Origin of the sequence: Haemophilus sp. SZY H36 (assembly GCF_018829625.1) — a bacterium.
Classification (GTDB): Bacteria; Pseudomonadota; Gammaproteobacteria; order Enterobacterales; family Pasteurellaceae; genus Haemophilus; species Haemophilus haemolyticus_K.
In genome coordinates this window covers 56004-74207 of record NZ_JAHKKA010000005.1, presented here as the reverse complement: position 1 = coordinate 74207, position 18204 = coordinate 56004, and the positions used below count along the sequence as shown (strand labels likewise).

The following is an 18204-nucleotide window of genomic DNA, read 5'->3' as shown; positions in this document are numbered from 1 at the left end:
CTACTTAAAAAGTAATTATGAATTTTCAGTTAAGCACCTATTAAGACTTCAAAATTAAAAATATTTTAAAACAAGTCAATCAACAAGTGCCCACACAGATTGTCTGATATATTGTTAAAGAGCAAAAAACAACGACGCACTTGGAAACTTAAAAACTTCACAACAGTGCGTCGTTGTGTGCGGTGCATTATAGGCGTTTTAAAACCCTTTGCAACCCCTTTTTAAGAAATTTTATTTGAACGCGCAAATTTTACTCATCATCTAATTTTCTATAACCCTTTAAACCGTTAGCCCTCAAAACTTCATTCAATTTTTTTAATAAAGCTTCTTTTTCTGCTTTAGTGAACATTTGGCTATTTTTATTAAGTAATGCTCCAACTAATTTCCAGTAGAAATCTAAAGTAGCACCACTTCCTGCTTTTTTTAATCGAACCATAGCATTCTCTGCGCCAATTTCCCTCAGCATTTTAACATCTAAAATACCAGCTTTAATTAGCGCTCTCTCATGCCTAATAGTCAAGTTAGCCAAATCTTTCAAACGGTTTAGTTTATTTAATGTACGCTTCAACTTCTGCTTTTGAATTTGTTTAATAGATAGAATTACTAGTTTTCTACATAATGCATTATCACCTATAACCTGATTAGATAAAGCATAATACTGAGAAAGAACAAAGCGTTTATTTACTTCATTTGTTGTAAAAGGCTCACAACCAAGCCTAATAAGATAAGATGCTAACTCTCCCTCCCCTCTCAAGTAGAGTTTCTTATTTTGCCAAATTGCAAACATCGTTTCTCCTTTATGGAATAACCCATATCCTGTAAAAAGGTTCCTGGAGGTAACATTTCCTACCAACTGATCTAACAGAGAGCAAACTACATCAATATGTTCGTCTTTTATATTCATATATATCTCCAAAATGAATAATTTGTTGAAAAAATCGGTAGAAGTACTTCTGCTTTTTTTATATCACGAACTTTTTTCATTACCTAAAAATAAATTTCAATTTTGTGAACCTGATCGCAAAATAAAATTTATTTTTAAAGAAATACTTAAATTACTATGAATAATCAATATAGTAAAAATCCTTCTTACAACATAAAATAGAGATAAAAGAAGCAAATTTATTTCTAACTATTTTTATTTATTTTATCTATAAATATTCAAAACTAATTCTGAACTGTTGTTCACATTTCTCATAAAATATAGAAATTTTTCTTGACCTGTACATCAATACAGATATAATCACAAAAAACTTGAACATTCAAACAGGAATTCACTTATGGCGACTCAAGAAGAAAAACAAAAAGCACTAGCTGCAGCATTGGGACAAATCGAAAAACAATTTGGTAAAGGCTCAATTATGAAGTTAGGCGATACCAAAACGTTAGATGTAGAATCTATTTCTACTGGATCACTTGGCTTAGATGTTGCACTGGGAATTGGTGGTCTACCTATGGGACGAATTGTAGAAATTTTCGGACCTGAATCATCTGGTAAAACAACATTAACTCTTTCCGTCATTGCTCAAGCGCAAAAAGCGGGAAAAACCTGTGCATTTATTGATGCAGAACACGCCCTTGATCCTATTTATGCAGCAAAACTTGGAGTAGATGTAAAAGAACTTTTTGTTTCTCAACCAGATAATGGTGAACAAGCACTTGAAATCTGTGATGCATTAGTTCGCTCTGGCGCAATTGATGTAATCATTGTTGACTCCGTTGCCGCACTGACACCAAAAGCTGAAATTGAAGGGGATATGGGTGATTCCCATATGGGACTACAGGCTCGTTTAATGTCACAAGCTTTGCGTAAACTTACTGGCCAAATAAAAAATGCAAACTGTTTAGTTGTATTTATTAACCAAATCCGAATGAAAATAGGTGTGATGTTTGGCAATCCAGAAACTACCACTGGCGGTAATGCATTAAAATTCTATTCTTCTGTTCGTTTAGATATTCGTCGCACAGGTTCTGTAAAAGATGGCGAAAATATTATTGGGAATGAAACTCGCGTAAAAGTAGTGAAAAACAAATTAGCGGCACCATTCCGTCAAGTAGATTTCCAAATTCTTTATGGTGAAGGGATTTCAAAAGCGGGTGAGTTATTAGAACTTGGTGTAAAACACAAGCTTGTAGAGAAATCAGGTGCATGGTATGCCTATAATGGAGAAAAAATTGGCCAAGGTAAAACTAACTCAATGAAATGGCTCAATGAAAATCCAGAAAAAGCAGATGAATTAGAAGCTCGTTTACGCGCAGAATTAGTGGCTAATCCAGAACAAGCTTTAATGGCTGACATTGAACAATCTGAAAATAGTTCAGAATCAGAAAGTGATTTTGAATAAATCAAATCATCAACGCCAAAAGTGCGGTCATTTTTAACCGCACTTTATATCTATCAACTCAATAAAAATAAAGGAATCATTCCTTGTCATCTCTTGCTTTTAATTACATCGTTAATCTTCTTTCTCGCAGAGAATATAGTGAATTCGAGCTCCGCAATAAAATGCAGGAAAAGAACTTTTCGGAAGAAGAAATTGATGATGCATTATCTTTATGCCAGGCAAAAAATTGGCAAAGCGATCGTCGTTTTTCAGAAAATTATCTAAATTCACGCGCACAAAAAGGTTATGGTGTAGGACGAATTCGACAAGAATTACTCCAATTAAAAGGTGTGTCTTCTGGTATTATTGATGAAGTTTTAATGGAATCAGAAATTGATTGGTATGAAATGGCTGAGAACTTGTTACGTAAAAAATTCCCAAATTACAACGAACAGCAAACGCCTAAAATGAAACAAAAAATTTGGCAATATATGCTATCACATGGATTTCGTAGCGATGAATTTGCTGATTTAATTGGGCAAAACCAAGGTGAATGGGATTAATGTAAAAGTTGAGAACAAATTTTATATATCCAAATGCCCAATGTTGTCATAGCTAAACATCCGAATAAATGCATAGCCAGTACACTAAATCCATTTAACCATTTATCATTAAAAAATAATTCCACAACTTCGGAAGAAAAAGAAGAAAATGTGGTTAGCGATCCTAAAAAACCGGTAATTAAAAATAATCGCCATTCAGCACTAATTTGTGGGAATTGCCAAAAAAGCCCAAGTAATACACCAATAATTAAACAACCAAGCAAATTAGCGATTAAAGTCCCAAAAGCAAACGAAGAAAATAAAGGATTAAATAGCAATCCTATAGTCCAACGCAATAACGCACCTAATATTGCACCACAACTTATGAATAATAATGCCTGCATTAATAATCTAATCCAAATTGAGTTCGCAAATAACGAGCGACTGATTCTTCTTTATTTGAACCAATAACTTCTAACTCTGGACAAGCTTTTTTTAAACGAACATCTGCATCTTGCATGATACAGCCTTTACCAGACCAAGAAAGCATTTCTACATCATTCATTCCATCACCAAAAGCAATACAGTCTTTTAACTCATACTCGCGTGATTCGAGTAAATGTTTTAATGCATCCCCTTTTGAAACATTCTTATTCATTACTTCCAAACAAGCTAATGCTGAATAAACAATTGTCGTTACGTTACCAAACTTATCTCGTAAATAAGTTTCTACTTCAACTAAATCTTCTGGACTTTTACCAATAAAAAAGACTTTTTCTGTCCAACGGCCATGATGTTTGGAAAAATCAACCACGTTATAATCGAATCCAGATTCTTTATGGAACTGACGCATTGCAGGAATATCTTTATTAGTAAACCAACCTTCATCTTGATAGCTATTCATGCATACTTTAGAAGTATCAAATGGCGTTGTATAAAGCTCTAGAACTAAGTCTTCAGGCAAACTATTGCTATAAAGCAAATTACCCTGTAAATCCCGTACACGAGCACCATTTGATGTAATCATAACCGCACGTTCCGCACCAATTTTTCCAAGAATGGATGACACATCGGTATGGTTACGCCCCGTTGCTAAAATGATATCCACACCGTTTTGCTCTAATGCTCTCAGCGTATCAATGGTAAGATCACCGACTAAATGTTCAGGTGTTAAAAGTGTGCCATCTAAATCAGACACCATTGCTCGAAAAGGTAAATTCATAAAAACCTCAAAAAATAATTTGCGGTTATCATATCACTAAATATACAAATTGCCCTTGTCTAAGATCAATGTATAAAAAACCGTAATAAAAATAACCGCACTTTATTAAGGATTAAGGCATTAAATCAACTGATATATTTCCTTTCATTTGACAGCAGCACGCTAAAACATAACCTTGTTTAATTTCGTCTTCTGTTAGTGGTCCGTTTGAACTCACTTCATAATCACCACTCACCACTAAAGTTTTACAAGAACCACAAATACCTTCTCTACAAGCCGCAATAATCGGTGCTTTATGCTCTTCCAAAGCAGCTAACAATGTTTTTCCAACTGGTACAGAAAAAGTTTGAGGTACTGGATTAGTAATAGAAAGAGTCACTTGTTTACTATTATCTAACATACAATTTTCTGCTGAAGAATGAAATTGCTCTAAAAAGAAACGCTCAGATGGGATACCAAGGGATTCTGTCATCGCACGTAAATCACTCATATAACTTTCTGGGCCACAAGTCAACACCGTATAATCAGCTATATTTGGTACAAGGTCAGATAACATTTGACTATTTAAACGTCCAGCTATAAAGCCATCATCCGCATCAACAGAAGCATTAATAAATAATTTTAACTGTGGAAATTGTTCTTTCAGTAATGCCCATTCTCGTTTAAAAATAACATCTTTAGGCGAATGGACACTATAGAATACAACCACATCTACACCTGGTTTATTTTTTAATAACCAGCGAGTCATAGACATGATTGGCGTAACGCCACATCCACCAGCCACAAGTAAATATCGATCACTTACAATGCGGGTACAGGTAAATTTACCCATTGGATCGGATAGCCAAATTTGATCACCTTCTTTAATTTCGGACGTAATCCAATTAGAACCTACCCCGTTTTTAATACGACGAACGGTTAAAGTAACAAAACGGCTCATTCCTGGCGTAGATGATAGCGTATAAGCTCGTACAATATTTGGTGTATTACGAATACTCACTAAAGCATACTGACCAGGCTCATAAGGGTAAAAATCTTGTGCTATTAATTCAATTGTATAGACATCATCAGTTTCCTGATGAATAGCATGTACCTGCATTTCGTTATAACACAACGGATTCTGATTATTTGACATAGAATTTTCTCTTTGAAGATAGAAAAAAGTGCGGTGGATTTTTAAAATGTTTATAAAACTAATACTACAAATTAAAAAATCGACCGCACTTTTCTATGAAATGTTATTTAGCTAAAGCTTCTGCCATATCTTGTTCAGGAGTGGTCAAACCGCGCAAACCGAATTTTTCATTTAATAATGCCATCACATTATCATTTAAAAACGCTGGAGCAGTCGGCCCTGTATAGATATTTTTAACACCTAATGCCAATAAGGTAAGCAAAATAACAATAGCTTTTTGCTCAAACCAAGAAAGTACTAGCGTTAATGGCAATTCGTTAACGCCAACACCAAGTTTTTGTGAAAGATTTACAGCAAGCATTATCGCAGAATATGCATCATTACATTGCCCAACATCTAACAAGCGAGGTAACCCATCAATAGCGCCAAAATCTAATTTATTAAAACGATATTTACCACAACCTAAAGTTAAAATCGCACAATCTTCCGGTACTTGACGAGCAAAATCAGTATAGTAGCTACGTTCACCTTTGCTGCCATCACAACCGCCCACTAAGAAAACATGACGTAATTTTCCACCAGCCACAAGATTAATCACCGCATCTGAAGCATCTAATAAAGTTTGACGACCAAACCCAACAGTAATTTTGTGTTCTAATTCATCATAAGGGAATCCTGCCATTTCTTGTGCTTTTGCGATAACTTGACTGAAATCACGATCTTCAATGTGCGTTACACCAGGCCAGCCCACAATACTACGGGTATAAATACGATCTGCGTAATTACCAACATTAGGATCAATAATACAGTTAGAGGTCATAATTACAGGACCAGGGAATTTCGCAAATTCTTTCTGCTGATTTTGCCAACCACTTCCATAGTTACCAACCAAATGGTTGTATTTTTTCAATTCCGGATAACCATGCGCAGGCAACATTTCACCATGAGTGTAAATATTTATCCCTGTTCCTTCCGTTTGTTCTAAAAGTGCTTTTAAATCTTTTAAATCATGACCAGAAATTAAAATACATTTTCCTGCTACAGGCTTCACATTTACCGTTGCTGGAACAGGATGGCCAAATGCTTCTGTTTCACCCGCATCTAATAAACTCATTACTTGAAAATTCATATTACCGATGCCAAGAGCCTTTTCTAGCAATTCATTTAGATCACTTGGATTCGTTCCTAGCCACGCCATAAACTCATGGAATTGACGATATACCTCATTATCAAATTTACCTAAAACATGAGCATGTTCCATATAAGCAGCCGCACCTTTTAAACCGTATAAGCAAAGCATACGCACGCCATGTACTTCTTCCCCAATCAAAGTGCGGTCAGAATTTAGGGCAAAATTTGCTGCTTGTTTTGTTAAATCAGAAATCGTTGCGCCTTCAAGCTGTAAATGAGCCAATGGATGGTTTATATCAATACTTGGATTTAGTGTTCGGCAACGTTTCATTAAATTATCGCGATAAGCGATGGCTTGTTGCGCATATTCAACTATACGTTGAGAATCAAAGTTTACATTAGTCAAGGTAGAGAAAAATGCTTGTGCCGTAAAAGCATCAATTTCATTATCGATAATAGCTAAATCTCTCGCTTGAATAGCCCAAGCAGATAAGCTTTGCAGAGTTGCAACAAGGAGGTCTTGTAAATCAGAAGTTTCCGCAGTTTTACCGCACATTCCTTGAGAGTAACTACAACCGTTACCCACAGGTGTGCGCATTGTTTGTTCGCATTGTACGCAGTACATAATTAAGTCCTTTTGATTAGAATAGAAAGTTTCGTTATAAACCCGATAAAATCACTCAGATTTATAAAAAAATGATAAAACCTTTTTTCTACTAGATACAAAAGGAAATTTTGATTAATTAGAATTTGTTTGATCTAGATTAAGTTAATACCAATAATGAATTGATTTTCTAGTTTAGAAAAACATAAATTCTAATAACACTAAAAACCTCGCAATAAAATTCGATATCTTTACATTACCAGCTGAAATACGATAACAAATTTCATTTTATCTCTCTTATAATACAATTGTTCGAACAACAAGCAGTATCATCGAATGATGTATGTTTATTCCCAATGGATAGTCAAAACACAAGGAGATTATTATGGCTTTCAATATGAAAAATAGACATTTACTTAGTCTTGTTCATCACACAGAACGTGAAATTAAATATCTCTTAGATCTCTCTAGAGATTTGAAACGAGCCAAATATGCAGGCACAGAACAACAAACATTAAAAGGCAAAAATATTGCGCTCATCTTTGAAAAAACCTCCACCCGCACACGCTGTGCATTCGAAGTCGCCGCTCATGACCAAGGCGCTCAAGTCACCTACATCGACCCTAACTCCTCCCAAATTGGCCACAAAGAAAGTATGAAAGATACCGCCCGCGTATTAGGCAGAATGTATGATGGCATTGAATATCGTGGCTTTAAACAAAGTATCGTTCAAGAACTTGCCGATTATGCTGGTGTGCCAGTATTCAATGGTTTAACCGATGAATTCCACCCAACACAAATGCTTGCCGACGTACTTACCATGATTGAACATTGCGACAAACCATTAAGCGAAATTAGCTATGTATATATTGGGGATGCTCGCAATAACATGGGTAATTCACTTTTATTAATTGGTGCAAAATTAGGTATGGATGTTCGTATTTGTGGACCTAAAGCATTATTACCAGAAGCAAGTCTTGTGGAAATGTGCGAAAAATTTGCGAAAGAAAGTGGCGCTCGTATTACTGTAACTGAAGATATCGATAAAGCGGTGAAAGGTGTAGATTTTGTCCATACTGATGTGTGGGTTTCAATGGGTGAACCATTAGAAACTTGGGGCGAACGCATTAAATTATTACTTCCTTATCAAGTCACACCTGAATTAATGAAACGCACTGGTAATCCAAAAGTGAAATTTATGCACTGCTTACCTGCCTTCCATAACAGTGAAACCAAAGTTGGTCGTCAAATTGCTGAAAAATATCCTGAATTAGCTAATGGTATTGAAGTGACTGAAGATGTATTTGAATCTCCAATGAACATTGCATTTGAACAAGCAGAAAACCGTATGCACACAATTAAAGCAGTCATGGTAGCAAGTTTGGCATAAGGAGAACGTATGAGAATAGTGATTGCATTAGGCGGTAATGCGTTATTACGACGCGGAGAGCCGCTGACAGCCGAAAATCAACGACAAAATGTTCGCATTGCTTGTGAGCAAATTGCTAAGATTTGGCCAAATAATGAATTAGTAATTGCGCACGGTAATGGCCCACAAGTGGGTTTGCTCGCCTTACAAGGTGCTGCCTATACTGATGTGCCAACCTATCCTTTAGATGTATTAGGTGCAGAATCAGTAGGAATGATTGGTTATATGATTCAACAAGAACTCGGTAATTTAGTTCCGTTTGAAGTGCCATTTGCAACTTTATTATCTCAAGTAGAAGTTGATATCAACGACCCAGCTTTCAAAAATCCAACTAAACCAATTGGCCCTGTTTATACGAAAGAAGAAGCTGAACGTTTGGCAAAAGAAAAAAATTGGTCTATCGCACAAGATGGTGATAAATATCGTCGCGTTGTGCCAAGTCCATTGCCAAAACGTATTTTTGAAATTCGTCCGGTAAAATGGTTGCTTGAAAAAGGCAGTATCGTAATTTGTGCGGGTGGCGGTGGTATTCCGACCTATTATGATGAACACCATAATTTACAAGGTGTTGAAGCTGTTATCGACAAAGATTTATGTTCAGCTTTACTTGCAGAAAATCTTGACGCTGATTTATTTATCATCGCAACTGACGTTTCTGCAACTTTCGTAGATTGGGGAAAACCAACTCAAAAAGCAATTTCTGTCGCATCACCTGAAGCTATGTCAGAACTTGGTTTCGCTGCAGGTTCCATGGGGCCGAAAGTACAAGCCGCGATCAACTTTGCAAAACAAACAGGAAAAGATGCAGTAATAGGCTCTTTATCTGATATTGTGGACATTGTGAAAGGAAAAGCTGGTACTCGTATTACGAAAAAAGCTGAAGGCATATCCTATTATGCTTAAATAATAAAAGAACTTTGAGAAATCATTCTCAAGGTAAAAAGTGCGGTCGGTTTAACCGATGTTTTTACCAACCGCACTTTAAACGTTACACATAAGGAGCTCGCTATGGATGCGTCCAAAAAGAAGAAAACGTTTAATTTCCCATCAGCGTTTACAATTTTATTTGCAATCTTAATTCTCGCTGTTGGATTGACCTGGGTAATTCCATCCGGTTCATATTCAAAATTAACATATAACTCCACAGATAATGTTTTTGTAGTTAAAGCTTACGGCGTTGACGATAAAACTTATCCCGCCACAACAGACACTCTTGATAATCTCAATATCAAAATAAAACTCTCCAACTTCACCGAAGGCGTGATCAAAAAACCAATCGCTATTCCTGGTACCTATCAACGTGTAGAACAACACCACAAAGGCATTGAAGACATCACAAAAAGTATGGTAGAAGGCACCATTGAAGCTGTTGATGTCATGGTCTTTATCTTCGTATTGGGAGGGATGATTGGTGTCATTAACCGTACTGGTTCTTTTAATGCTGGGTTGATGGCTCTCGCGAAAAAAACCAAAGGTAATGAGTTTTTTATTGTATTCAGCGTATCCGTCTTAATGGTGTTAGGCGGTACAACATGCGGTATTGAAGAAGAGGCTGTGGCATTCTATCCAATTCTGGTGCCAGTATTCTTGGCTCTGGGATATGATGCGATAGTCTGCGTAGGGGCTATATTCCTTGCTTCATCTATGGGAACGGCATTCTCTACAATTAACCCATTCTCCGTTGTTATCGCATCAAATGCGGCTGGTATTCAATTTACTGAAGGGATTGGTTTCCGTGCTCTAGGTTTAGTTTTAGGGGCAACTTGCGTAATCGCATATCTTTATTGGTACTGTAAAAAAATCAAAGCTGACCCAAGTTTTTCTTATACTTACGACGATCGCGAAGAATTCCGTCAACGTTATATGAAAAACTTTGATCCAAACACAACTATCGAATTCTCAGCTCGTCGCAAATTAATCTTAACGCTTTTCTGCATAGCATTCCCTATTATGATTTGGGGTGTAATGGTTGGCGGATGGTGGTTCCCTCAAATGGCTGCATCTTTCCTTGCCATTACTATCATTATTATGTTTATCAGTGGCTTGTCTGAAAAAGATATTGTGGAATCCTTCACAGAAGGTGCATCAGAATTAGTAGGAGTGTCCTTAATTATCGGTCTTGCTCGTGGCGTAAACTTAGTGCTCGAACAAGGTATGATTTCTGATACTATCCTTGATTATATGTCTAATGTGGTTAGCGGTATGCCGGGTAGCGTATTTATCTTAGGTCAATTAGTCGTATTTATTTTCCTAGGTTTAATCGTGCCGTCTTCTTCTGGTTTAGCTGTACTTTCAATGCCAATTATGGCGCCACTTGCTGATTCAGTGGGTATTCCACGCGATATTGTGGTTTCCGCTTACAACTGGGGACAATATGCAATGCTATTCTTAGCACCAACAGGATTAGTGTTGGTGACACTCCAAATGTTGCATATTCCATTTGATAGATGGGTTAAATTCGTCATGCCAATGATTGGATGCTTATTGCTAATTGGTTCAATTTTATTGGTAGTACAAGTATCCTTATATAGCGTTTAATTAGTCAAATTGCCGCCTAGATCACAGTTTTTCTAGGCGGTTTCTTTTATAATAAGTTATCTTTTTTGTTAGTATAAAAAGGATTTATTATGCTTAAAAAATGTTTCGATAATATCGATACTCGAATTCTTAAAGCATTACAACGAAATGGTCGATTACAAAATAATGAATTGGCCAACGAAATAGGACTCTCCAATTCAGCTTGTTTACGTCGAGTGAATCAATTAGAAGAAAGTGGCGTAATAGATAACTATGTAGCCTTATTAAATCCTAAAAAAGTAAACTGTAATCTCATCGTTTATGCATTAGGCTCTTTCTTTGAAGAAGACCCTGAATTAAAAGAGCGGTTTATTTTTGAAGTGAAATTAATCCCTCAAATTACCGAATGCCATTTTATGGCTGGTAGCTTTGATTTCTTATTGAAACTCAATGTATCCGATCTTGATCAATTTAATTACATCAAAAATACCTATCTTAATTCTAGGCTTGGCATTAAAACCTTAAAATCAGAAGTTACACTAAAAACGGTTAAGTCAACAACTGAATTGCCTTTATAAAAATCCAGCTTTTATTCTGGATTTTGTTTTTAGCTTCGGCATAATAGCAATAACTTTTCATCCCTAAAAAGGATTATAAATATGAAAAACATGTTACTGCTCAGTAGCTCAAAATACAAGAACACAGGTTATCTTGAACATACAATACCTTGGTTACAAAATTTCTTGGCTGATTATCGTGGTAAAACAATTGCTTTTGTGCCTTATGCTGGGGTACGCCGCACTTTTGATGAATATGAAAAAACTGTGCAAAACGCACTTTCTGATTTAGGGATGAATATTGTTTCCGTTCATCATGGTAAACAGCATCGAGATATCATTGAACAAGCAGATGTCATTGCTATTGGCGGCGGGAATACATTTTGTTTGTTAAAACAGCTTTATGAACACAATTTGATTGATATCATTCGTGAAAAAGTAAATAACGGTAAGCCTTATTTTGGTTGGAGTGCTGGGGCCAATGTAGCTGGCGCATCTATTATGACAACTAATGATATGCCGATTACTTATCCTCCTTCATTTCAAGCATTACAACTTTTTCCTCATCAAATTAATCCGCACTTTATTTCAGGTAAAATGCAAGGTCATAATGGTGAAAGCCGAGAAGAACGTTTGGCAGAATTTTTACTCGTTAATCCAACTGCATTTGTATATGCCTTACCTGAAGGTTCTGCGCTTCATATACAAAATGAAATGGCAACTGTGTTGGGTGAAAATCCTATTTTGTGCTTCAGTGAAAATATGGAATGTGGCACATTTGACATCAATACAACTTTTTCTTATTAACTTAAAAGGAACATATAATGGAATTATTTAAATCCATCGTTGCTGTGGTTGGCATTATTGCCACAATTTATTTTCTGATAAAAAAAGCCGAAACCCGAACCGTTTTGATTGGTGTCGGCTTAATTATGTCCATTCTGACGCTTAATCCAATGGGCGCATTAGATGCTTTTGCCAAAAGCATGACATCTGGCGGATTAATTATGGCCATCTGTTCTAGTATGGGTTTTGCTTATGTAATGAAATACACTCAATGTGATACTCATCTAGTGCATTTACTTACCAAACCATTAAGCGGATTAAAATTCTTCTTAATTCCGATTGCAACAGTCATCACCTTTTTCATCAATATTGCTATTCCTTCTGCTGCTGGTTGTGCAGCTGCAGTTGGCGCAACATTAATTCCTGTATTAAAAAGTGCGGGTGTTCGACCAGCTACTGCTGGCGCCGCTATTTTAGCAGGGACTTTTGGATCAATGATGAGCCCAGGTTCTTCTCATTCTGCAATGATTAGTGAAATGTCAGGCTTAACTATCGCTCAAGTAAACCTTTCTCATGCGCCATATAATATGATTGCGGGAGCAATAGGTGCTGTTGTTTTAACAATTCTTGCGCTTGTTTTTAAAGATTATGGTGAACAACATCGCCAAGCTTATCTTGCAGAACAAAAAGAAAGTGAAATAAAAGTTGTTGAAGGCGTCAATGTACTTTATGCCCTTGCACCATTAATACCATTAGTTATTTTAGTGATTGGTGGAACATCATTACAACAAGTACCGGGTCTTGAATGGACTAAAATGGGTGTACCTCAAGCGATGCTGATTGGTGCAATTTACGGCATTATCGTCACTCGTATTTCCCCAGTAAAAATCACTGAAGAATTTTTCAATGGTATGGGAAATTCTTATGCAAACGTACTTGGTATTATCATTGCAGCCAGTGTATTTGTAGCAGGATTAAAATCTACGGGCGCAGTGGATGCTGCAATTTCTTTCTTAAAAGAATCCAACGAATTTGTACGTTGGGGTGCAACAATTGGACCATTCTTAATGGGGTTAATTACAGGCTCTGGCGATGCGGCAGCGATTGCCTTTAACAGTGCCGTCACTCCACATGCTGTAGAACTCGGCTACACTCATGTAAACCTTGGTATGGCAGCAGCTATTGCTGGTGCAATCGGTCGTACAGCTTCACCAATTGCAGGCGTAACTATTGTTTGTGCAGGCCTTGCGATGGTAAGCCCAGTAGAAATGGTAAAACGTACCGCACCAGGCATGATACTTGCTGTTTTATTCTTAGCATTATTTATGTTGTAAAAATAGTAAAAAATTGACCGCACTTTATTTAAGTGCGGTCTGTTTTTATAGACGTTTAAAGGAGAAAAAAATGAACTTAGATTTAAATCAACTTGTTAAATGGCGTCGTGAATTTCATCGTTTTCCAGAAATTGGTTGGAGTGAATTTTGGACAACTTCTCGCATTGCGGATTACTTGGAAGACTTAGGGTATTTTGAAATTTTTCTTGGCAAGCAAATTATAAATCCGGACTTTGTTCGTGGACGAAAACAAGCCGTAGTAGATAAAGGTTTAGCTAATGCAAAAGCCTATGGAGCCAATGAAAAATGGCTCGAAAAAATGGAAGGGTACACTGGTTGTGTAGCATTATTTGATTCAGGCAAACCAGGAAAAACTATTGCATTACGTTTTGACATAGACTGTGTGAATGTAACGGAAACTCGCTCACCAGAGCATATTCCAAATAAAGAAGGTTTTGCCTCAATTAACGATGGTTTTATGCATGCTTGTGGACATGATTCACATATTACAATAGGTTTAGGTGTTGCATTATGGATCGCTCAGAACAAAGATAAGCTCACTGGAAAAGTAAAAATTGTATTCCAACCAGCAGAAGAAGGTGTTCGTGGTGCAGCAGCCATTGCACAAAGTGGCATAATTGATGATGCAGATTATTTTGCTTCTTCACACATTAGTTTTTGCGCGAATACAGGCACAGTTATTGCTAATCCAAGAAATTTTCTTTCCACTACAAAAATTGATATTCGCTATAAAGGTAAACCTGCACATGCAGGTGCTACCCCCCATTTAGGTCGTAATGCTTTATTAGCTGCAGCACATACAGTCACTCAACTTCATGGTATTGCACGCCATGGCGAAGGCATGACAAGAATTAATGTGGGTGTGCTAAAAGCGGGTGAAGGACGAAATGTTATTCCATCCTCTGCTGAATTACAATTAGAAGTGCGGGGAGAAAATAAAGCAATTAATGAATACATGACTGAACAAGTCATGCAAATAGCCAAAGGTATCTCCATAAGTTTTGATGTCGCATATGAAACTGAAATTGTAGGTGAAGCCGTGGATATGAATAACGATGTTGAACTTATAAAACTCATCGAAGAAATATCCCTTGAACAACCACAAATAAATAACGTAAATTCAGATTATGCTTTCAATGCAAGTGAAGATGCGACTATCTTAGGTAGACGTGTACAAGAACACGGAGGAAAAGCTATTTACTTCATTCTTGGAGCAGATCGCACAGCAGGTCATCATGAAGCTGAATTTGATTTTGATGAAAATCAATTACTTACTGGGGTTAATATTTATACATCTTTAGTACAAAGATTATTAGCTTAATTAAACAAAAATATTTTTACTCCTTTCTTTTAAGAATCCTCTATTTTTCTTAGAATAAAGGCAATATCTACTCACCTTATAAGGAAAACTCAATGATTAATAGACGTCATTTTATTCAAATCGGTGCAAGCAGTATTCTTGCATTAAGTGCAAGCCGTTTTGCGACAGCAAAAGGTAAACATGATGTAGATTTACGTATTGTTGCTACTACTGACGTTCACAGTTTCTTAACAGACTTTGATTATTACAAAGACGCCCCAACCGAGAAATTCGGTTTTACTCGTGCAGCAAGCCTTATTCGTCAAGCTCGTTCTGAAGTAAAAAATAGTGTATTGGTTGATAACGGGGATTTAATTCAAGGTAACCCTATTGCTGATTATCAAGCTGCTCAAGGCTATAAAGAAGGCAAATCTAACCCTGCAGTTGATTGCTTAAATGCAATGCACTATGAAGTAGGAACGTTAGGTAACCATGAGTTTAACTATGGTTTAGATTATTTAGCTGACTGTATCAAACAAGCTAAATTCCCAATTGTAAATGCCAACGTAGTAAAAGTAGGAACTGAAGAACCTTATTTCACACCTTATGTAATTCAAGAAAAATCTGTGGTGGATAATCACGGTAAAACACATAAATTAAAAATTGGTTACATCGGTTTTGTGCCACCGCAAATTATGGTTTGGGATAAAGCGAACCTTCAAGGCAAAGTTGAAACCCGTGATATTGTAAAAACAGCACAAAAATATGTCCCTGAAATGAAGAAAAAAGGGGCTGATATTGTCGTTGCATTAGCTCACACAGGCCCATCTGATGAACCTTATCAAGAAGGTGCTGAAAACTCAGCATTCTATCTAGCTGATGTTCCACATATTGATGCCGTTATTTTTGGTCACTCACACCGTTTATTCCCAAATAAAGAATTTGCGAAATCACCAAATGCAGACATCGTAAATGGTACGGTAAAAGGTGTACCAGAAAGTATGGCTGGTTACTGGGCAAATAATATCAGCGTGGTGGATTTAGGATTAACAGAACACAAAGGTAAATGGATTGTAACCTCTGGAAAAGCGGTTCTTCGTCCAATTTATGATGCAGAAAATAAAAAAGCACTTGCAGAAAATGACCCAGATATTACCGCACTTTTAAAACCAGTTCACGAAGCAACACGTAAATTTGTTTCTCAACCTATTGGTAAAGCAACAGATAATATGTACAGCTATCTTGCATTAGTACAAGATGATCCAACCATTCAAATTGTAAACCAAGCACAAAAAGCCTATGTAGAAAAAGTTGCACCAAGTGTTGCAGCAATGGCTGGCTTACCTATTTTAAGTGCAGGCGCACCATTTAAAGCGGGTGGTCGTAAAAATGACCCAACAGGTTATACCGAAGTAAATAAAGGTGAATTAACTTTCCGTAACGCTGCGGACTTATATCTCTATCCAAATACATTAGTAGTTGTTAAAGCAACAGGCGAACAATTAAAAGAATGGTTAGAATGTAGTGCTGGTATGTTTAAACAAATTGACCCCACAAGTGATAAACCACAATCATTAATCGACTGGGAAGGTTTCCGCACTTATAACTTTGATGTGATTGATGGTGTCAATTATGAATACGATCTAACCAAACCTGCTCGTTACGATGGTGAATGTAAATTAATTAACCCAGAATCGCATCGTGTAGTGAACCTCACTTATCAAGGCAAACCAGTTGATCCAAAAGCAGAATTTTTGATTGCAACGAATAACTATCGTGCTTACGGTAATAAATTCCCAGGCACTGGCGATCAACATATTGTTTACGCATCACCAGATGAAAACCGTCAAATTTTAGCTGATTACATTAAAGTAACCAGTGAAAAAGAAGGTTCTGTAAACCCTAGCGCGGATAAAAACTGGCGCTTTACGCCAATTAAAGGCAATGATAAATTAGATGTTCGTTTTGAAACCTCTCCAAGTGAACAAGCAGCTAAATTCATCAAAGAAAAAGCACAGTATCCAATGAAACAAGTGGGTACAGATGAAGTAGGATTTGCTGTATATCAAATTGATTTATCTAAATAATAATTAGAAAAATAAAATGCCGTCTGAATATCAAAATTTAGGCGGCATTTTTTCTTCTAAAATGCGGTAAAATTTTTAAGTATTTTCATTAATCTATCTTCTTTCTTTTACAAATTGCATTCGCTTTTCAACCCTTCTATTGCTTTACATTCTTCTCCATTATGTTCATTTTCGGTAACAATAGACTGCAAAAAAGCTTTAATTTCTAATAATTGAGATATTTTATTTTCTACTTGAATAAGTTGATTAAGTACTAATTGATCTGCTTGATAATGATCTTTCGTACTAAATCTAATACGATTGAGTTCCCGAATATTCTCTAAAGAGAAGCCCAACATTCGACATTTTTTAATAAAGTTTAATTGCTCTATACTCTCTTCATCATAAAATCGATAACCATTAGCCAATCGCTTAGGCGGAGGTAATACTCCTTGTTTCTCATAGTAGCGAATAGTTTCAATATTAGTATGTGTAGATTTACTTAATTCATTAATTTTCATTATTTCCTCAAGCAATTTTTTACTTTAATGAGAATGATCATTCGGCAATGAATTGTCATCGCTGCTATATAAGGATTTAATAGCTTGAAAAACTGTAGAAATACCGCTGTGTAATACAAAAATACTTAAGATACCACTAGCAACTACATCAACCCACTGCCAATTTAACCACCAAGCACTTATTCCTGCAATAATAGCAACAACCGAACCAAATAAATCTACTAAAATATGCAAATATGCTGCACGAATATTCAAATTATGGCGATTACTTTTTAGCATTATAAAAGCTACTAACAAATTAATCCCAAACCCTAGTAAAGCTACACCTAACATTGGCAAAGCGGCTATTTCTATCGGAGCCTGCCAACGTGTTACAGCCTCAATAAAAATCCAAATAGCGACCCAAACTAATGAAATTCCATTGATTAAAGCTAACCATTTTTGCCATTTTAGACTTAAAAATAACCCAATCAATGCTAAAAAAATGGATAAACTATCATTTGCCATATGCCCAGCATCAGCCATCAAAGTAAGGCTGTTAAACCAATATCCCCCTAGAAATTCAACAACCATATAAAAGGTAATAATTGTAAAACTGATGCCTAATACCATTTTATTTTTAGAAATTTGACTATGAGGGCAAGATGCATGCTGCTGATATTCTTTAGGAGTATAATTTTTTACTATAGAAACTTCTTTCATTTTATTTCCTTAA

General features: G+C 36.2%; 17 protein-coding genes. 10 read left to right on the top strand and 7 right to left on the bottom strand.

Going from position 1 to position 18204, the window contains the following annotated elements:
* Nucleotides 1-250: 250 nt before the first annotated feature.
* Nucleotides 251-904, bottom strand: coding sequence for a DNA transformation protein TfoX (gene tfoX / locus KP713_RS08265; RefSeq protein ID WP_080351540.1), 654 nt, complete (start codon nucleotides 902-904; stop codon nucleotides 251-253).
* Between the two features lie 376 nt (nucleotides 905-1280).
* Between tfoX and recA the strand changes: the two genes are divergently transcribed.
* Together recA and recX are read left to right on the top strand one after the other, a co-directional pair.
* Nucleotides 1281-2345, top strand: coding sequence for a recombinase RecA (recA, locus tag KP713_RS08260; protein WP_009499645.1), 1065 nt, complete (start codon nucleotides 1281-1283; stop codon nucleotides 2343-2345).
* Between the two features lie 83 nt (nucleotides 2346-2428).
* Nucleotides 2429-2887 (top strand): recombination regulator RecX, encoded by a 459-nt coding sequence (gene recX / locus KP713_RS08255; RefSeq protein ID WP_046949269.1) that lies wholly within the window; start codon nucleotides 2429-2431, stop codon nucleotides 2885-2887.
* Here recX and crcB read toward each other — a convergent pair.
* The 4 genes from crcB to hcp all read right to left on the bottom strand — a co-directional run bounded on the left by crcB (nucleotide 2884) and on the right by hcp (nucleotide 6979).
* Nucleotides 2884-3270, bottom strand: a complete 387-nt coding sequence (crcB, locus tag KP713_RS08250; RefSeq protein ID WP_046949268.1) for a fluoride efflux transporter CrcB — start codon at nucleotides 3268-3270, stop codon at nucleotides 2884-2886. The two genes, recX and crcB, sit on opposite strands and share 4 nt — an antisense overlap.
* Nucleotides 3270-4088, bottom strand: coding sequence for a Cof-type HAD-IIB family hydrolase (locus KP713_RS08245; RefSeq protein WP_046949267.1), 819 nt, complete (start codon nucleotides 4086-4088; stop codon nucleotides 3270-3272). The genes crcB and KP713_RS08245 overlap by 1 nt, the downstream gene beginning before the upstream one ends.
* A gap of 112 nt (nucleotides 4089-4200) precedes the next feature.
* Nucleotides 4201-5223 (bottom strand): NADH oxidoreductase, encoded by a 1023-nt coding sequence (gene hcr / locus KP713_RS08240; protein WP_118801215.1) that lies wholly within the window; start codon nucleotides 5221-5223, stop codon nucleotides 4201-4203.
* A gap of 103 nt (nucleotides 5224-5326) precedes the next feature.
* The gene (hcp, locus tag KP713_RS08235) at nucleotides 5327-6979 is read right to left on the bottom strand and encodes a hydroxylamine reductase (protein WP_046949265.1); all 1653 of its coding nucleotides are present in this window, start codon (nucleotides 6977-6979) and stop codon (nucleotides 5327-5329) included.
* A gap of 364 nt (nucleotides 6980-7343) precedes the next feature.
* On the opposite strand from hcp, the gene KP713_RS08230 reads away from it, so the two are divergent.
* From KP713_RS08230 to cpdB, 8 genes are all read left to right on the top strand, one after another.
* Nucleotides 7344-8348, top strand: coding sequence for an ornithine carbamoyltransferase (locus KP713_RS08230; protein ID WP_118801213.1), 1005 nt, complete (start codon nucleotides 7344-7346; stop codon nucleotides 8346-8348).
* A gap of 9 nt (nucleotides 8349-8357) precedes the next feature.
* The gene (arcC, locus tag KP713_RS08225) at nucleotides 8358-9290 is read left to right on the top strand and encodes a carbamate kinase (RefSeq protein WP_009499653.1); all 933 of its coding nucleotides are present in this window, start codon (nucleotides 8358-8360) and stop codon (nucleotides 9288-9290) included.
* A gap of 105 nt (nucleotides 9291-9395) precedes the next feature.
* Entirely contained in the window at nucleotides 9396-10925 is a 1530-nt protein-coding gene (locus KP713_RS08220) for a YfcC family protein (protein WP_005644136.1), read from the top strand.
* An 89-nt stretch (nucleotides 10926-11014) separates the two neighbouring features.
* Nucleotides 11015-11482 (top strand): Lrp/AsnC family transcriptional regulator, encoded by a 468-nt coding sequence (locus tag KP713_RS08215; protein WP_139989312.1) that lies wholly within the window; start codon nucleotides 11015-11017, stop codon nucleotides 11480-11482.
* Nucleotides 11483-11563: 81 nt separating this feature from the next.
* Nucleotides 11564-12268, top strand: coding sequence for a dipeptidase PepE (gene pepE / locus KP713_RS08210; protein WP_215770377.1), 705 nt, complete (start codon nucleotides 11564-11566; stop codon nucleotides 12266-12268).
* Between the two features lie 17 nt (nucleotides 12269-12285).
* Nucleotides 12286-13581, top strand: coding sequence for a C4-dicarboxylate transporter DcuC (dcuC, locus tag KP713_RS08205; protein WP_005627117.1), 1296 nt, complete (start codon nucleotides 12286-12288; stop codon nucleotides 13579-13581).
* Between the two features lie 70 nt (nucleotides 13582-13651).
* Nucleotides 13652-14923 (top strand): M20 family metallo-hydrolase, encoded by a 1272-nt coding sequence (locus KP713_RS08200; protein ID WP_215770376.1) that lies wholly within the window; start codon nucleotides 13652-13654, stop codon nucleotides 14921-14923.
* A gap of 92 nt (nucleotides 14924-15015) precedes the next feature.
* Nucleotides 15016-16989 carry a 2',3'-cyclic-nucleotide 2'-phosphodiesterase gene (gene cpdB / locus KP713_RS08195; RefSeq protein ID WP_215770375.1) on the top strand — a complete coding sequence of 658 codons (1974 nt, stop codon included), beginning with the start codon at nucleotides 15016-15018 and terminating at the stop codon, nucleotides 16987-16989.
* A 107-nt stretch (nucleotides 16990-17096) separates the two neighbouring features.
* On the opposite strand, the gene KP713_RS08190 is transcribed toward cpdB, so the two are convergent.
* Both KP713_RS08190 and KP713_RS08185 read right to left on the bottom strand, forming a co-directional pair.
* Nucleotides 17097-17489, bottom strand: coding sequence for a MerR family transcriptional regulator (locus KP713_RS08190; protein ID WP_215770374.1), 393 nt, complete (start codon nucleotides 17487-17489; stop codon nucleotides 17097-17099).
* Between the two features lie 24 nt (nucleotides 17490-17513).
* Nucleotides 17514-18191, bottom strand: coding sequence for a cation diffusion facilitator family transporter (locus tag KP713_RS08185; protein ID WP_215770373.1), 678 nt, complete (start codon nucleotides 18189-18191; stop codon nucleotides 17514-17516).
* Between the last annotated feature and the right edge of the window lie 13 nt (nucleotides 18192-18204).

What these genes read in the sequence shown, in the direction of transcription:
- tfoX (WP_080351540.1), bottom strand. Translation starts at nt 904, where the DNA reads ATGAATATAAAAGACGAACATATTGATGTAGTTTGCTCTCTGTTAGAT.
- recA (WP_009499645.1), top strand. Translation starts at nt 1,281, where the DNA reads ATGGCGACTCAAGAAGAAAAACAAAAAGCACTAGCTGCAGCATTGGGA.
- crcB (WP_046949268.1), bottom strand. Translation starts at nt 3,270, where the DNA reads ATGCAGGCATTATTATTCATAAGTTGTGGTGCAATATTAGGTGCGTTA.
- KP713_RS08245 (WP_046949267.1), bottom strand. Translation starts at nt 4,088, where the DNA reads ATGAATTTACCTTTTCGAGCAATGGTGTCTGATTTAGATGGCACACTT.
- hcr (WP_118801215.1), bottom strand. Translation starts at nt 5,223, where the DNA reads ATGTCAAATAATCAGAATCCGTTGTGTTATAACGAAATGCAGGTACAT.
- hcp (WP_046949265.1), bottom strand. Translation starts at nt 6,979, where the DNA reads ATGTACTGCGTACAATGCGAACAAACAATGCGCACACCTGTGGGTAAC.
- KP713_RS08230 (WP_118801213.1), top strand. Translation starts at nt 7,344, where the DNA reads ATGGCTTTCAATATGAAAAATAGACATTTACTTAGTCTTGTTCATCAC.
- arcC (WP_009499653.1), top strand. Translation starts at nt 8,358, where the DNA reads ATGAGAATAGTGATTGCATTAGGCGGTAATGCGTTATTACGACGCGGA.
- KP713_RS08220 (WP_005644136.1), top strand. Translation starts at nt 9,396, where the DNA reads ATGGATGCGTCCAAAAAGAAGAAAACGTTTAATTTCCCATCAGCGTTT.
- KP713_RS08215 (WP_139989312.1), top strand. Translation starts at nt 11,015, where the DNA reads ATGCTTAAAAAATGTTTCGATAATATCGATACTCGAATTCTTAAAGCA.
- pepE (WP_215770377.1), top strand. Translation starts at nt 11,564, where the DNA reads ATGAAAAACATGTTACTGCTCAGTAGCTCAAAATACAAGAACACAGGT.
- dcuC (WP_005627117.1), top strand. Translation starts at nt 12,286, where the DNA reads ATGGAATTATTTAAATCCATCGTTGCTGTGGTTGGCATTATTGCCACA.
- KP713_RS08200 (WP_215770376.1), top strand. Translation starts at nt 13,652, where the DNA reads ATGAACTTAGATTTAAATCAACTTGTTAAATGGCGTCGTGAATTTCAT.
- cpdB (WP_215770375.1), top strand. Translation starts at nt 15,016, where the DNA reads ATGATTAATAGACGTCATTTTATTCAAATCGGTGCAAGCAGTATTCTT.
- KP713_RS08190 (WP_215770374.1), bottom strand. Translation starts at nt 17,489, where the DNA reads ATGAAAATTAATGAATTAAGTAAATCTACACATACTAATATTGAAACT.
- KP713_RS08185 (WP_215770373.1), bottom strand. Translation starts at nt 18,191, where the DNA reads ATGAAAGAAGTTTCTATAGTAAAAAATTATACTCCTAAAGAATATCAG.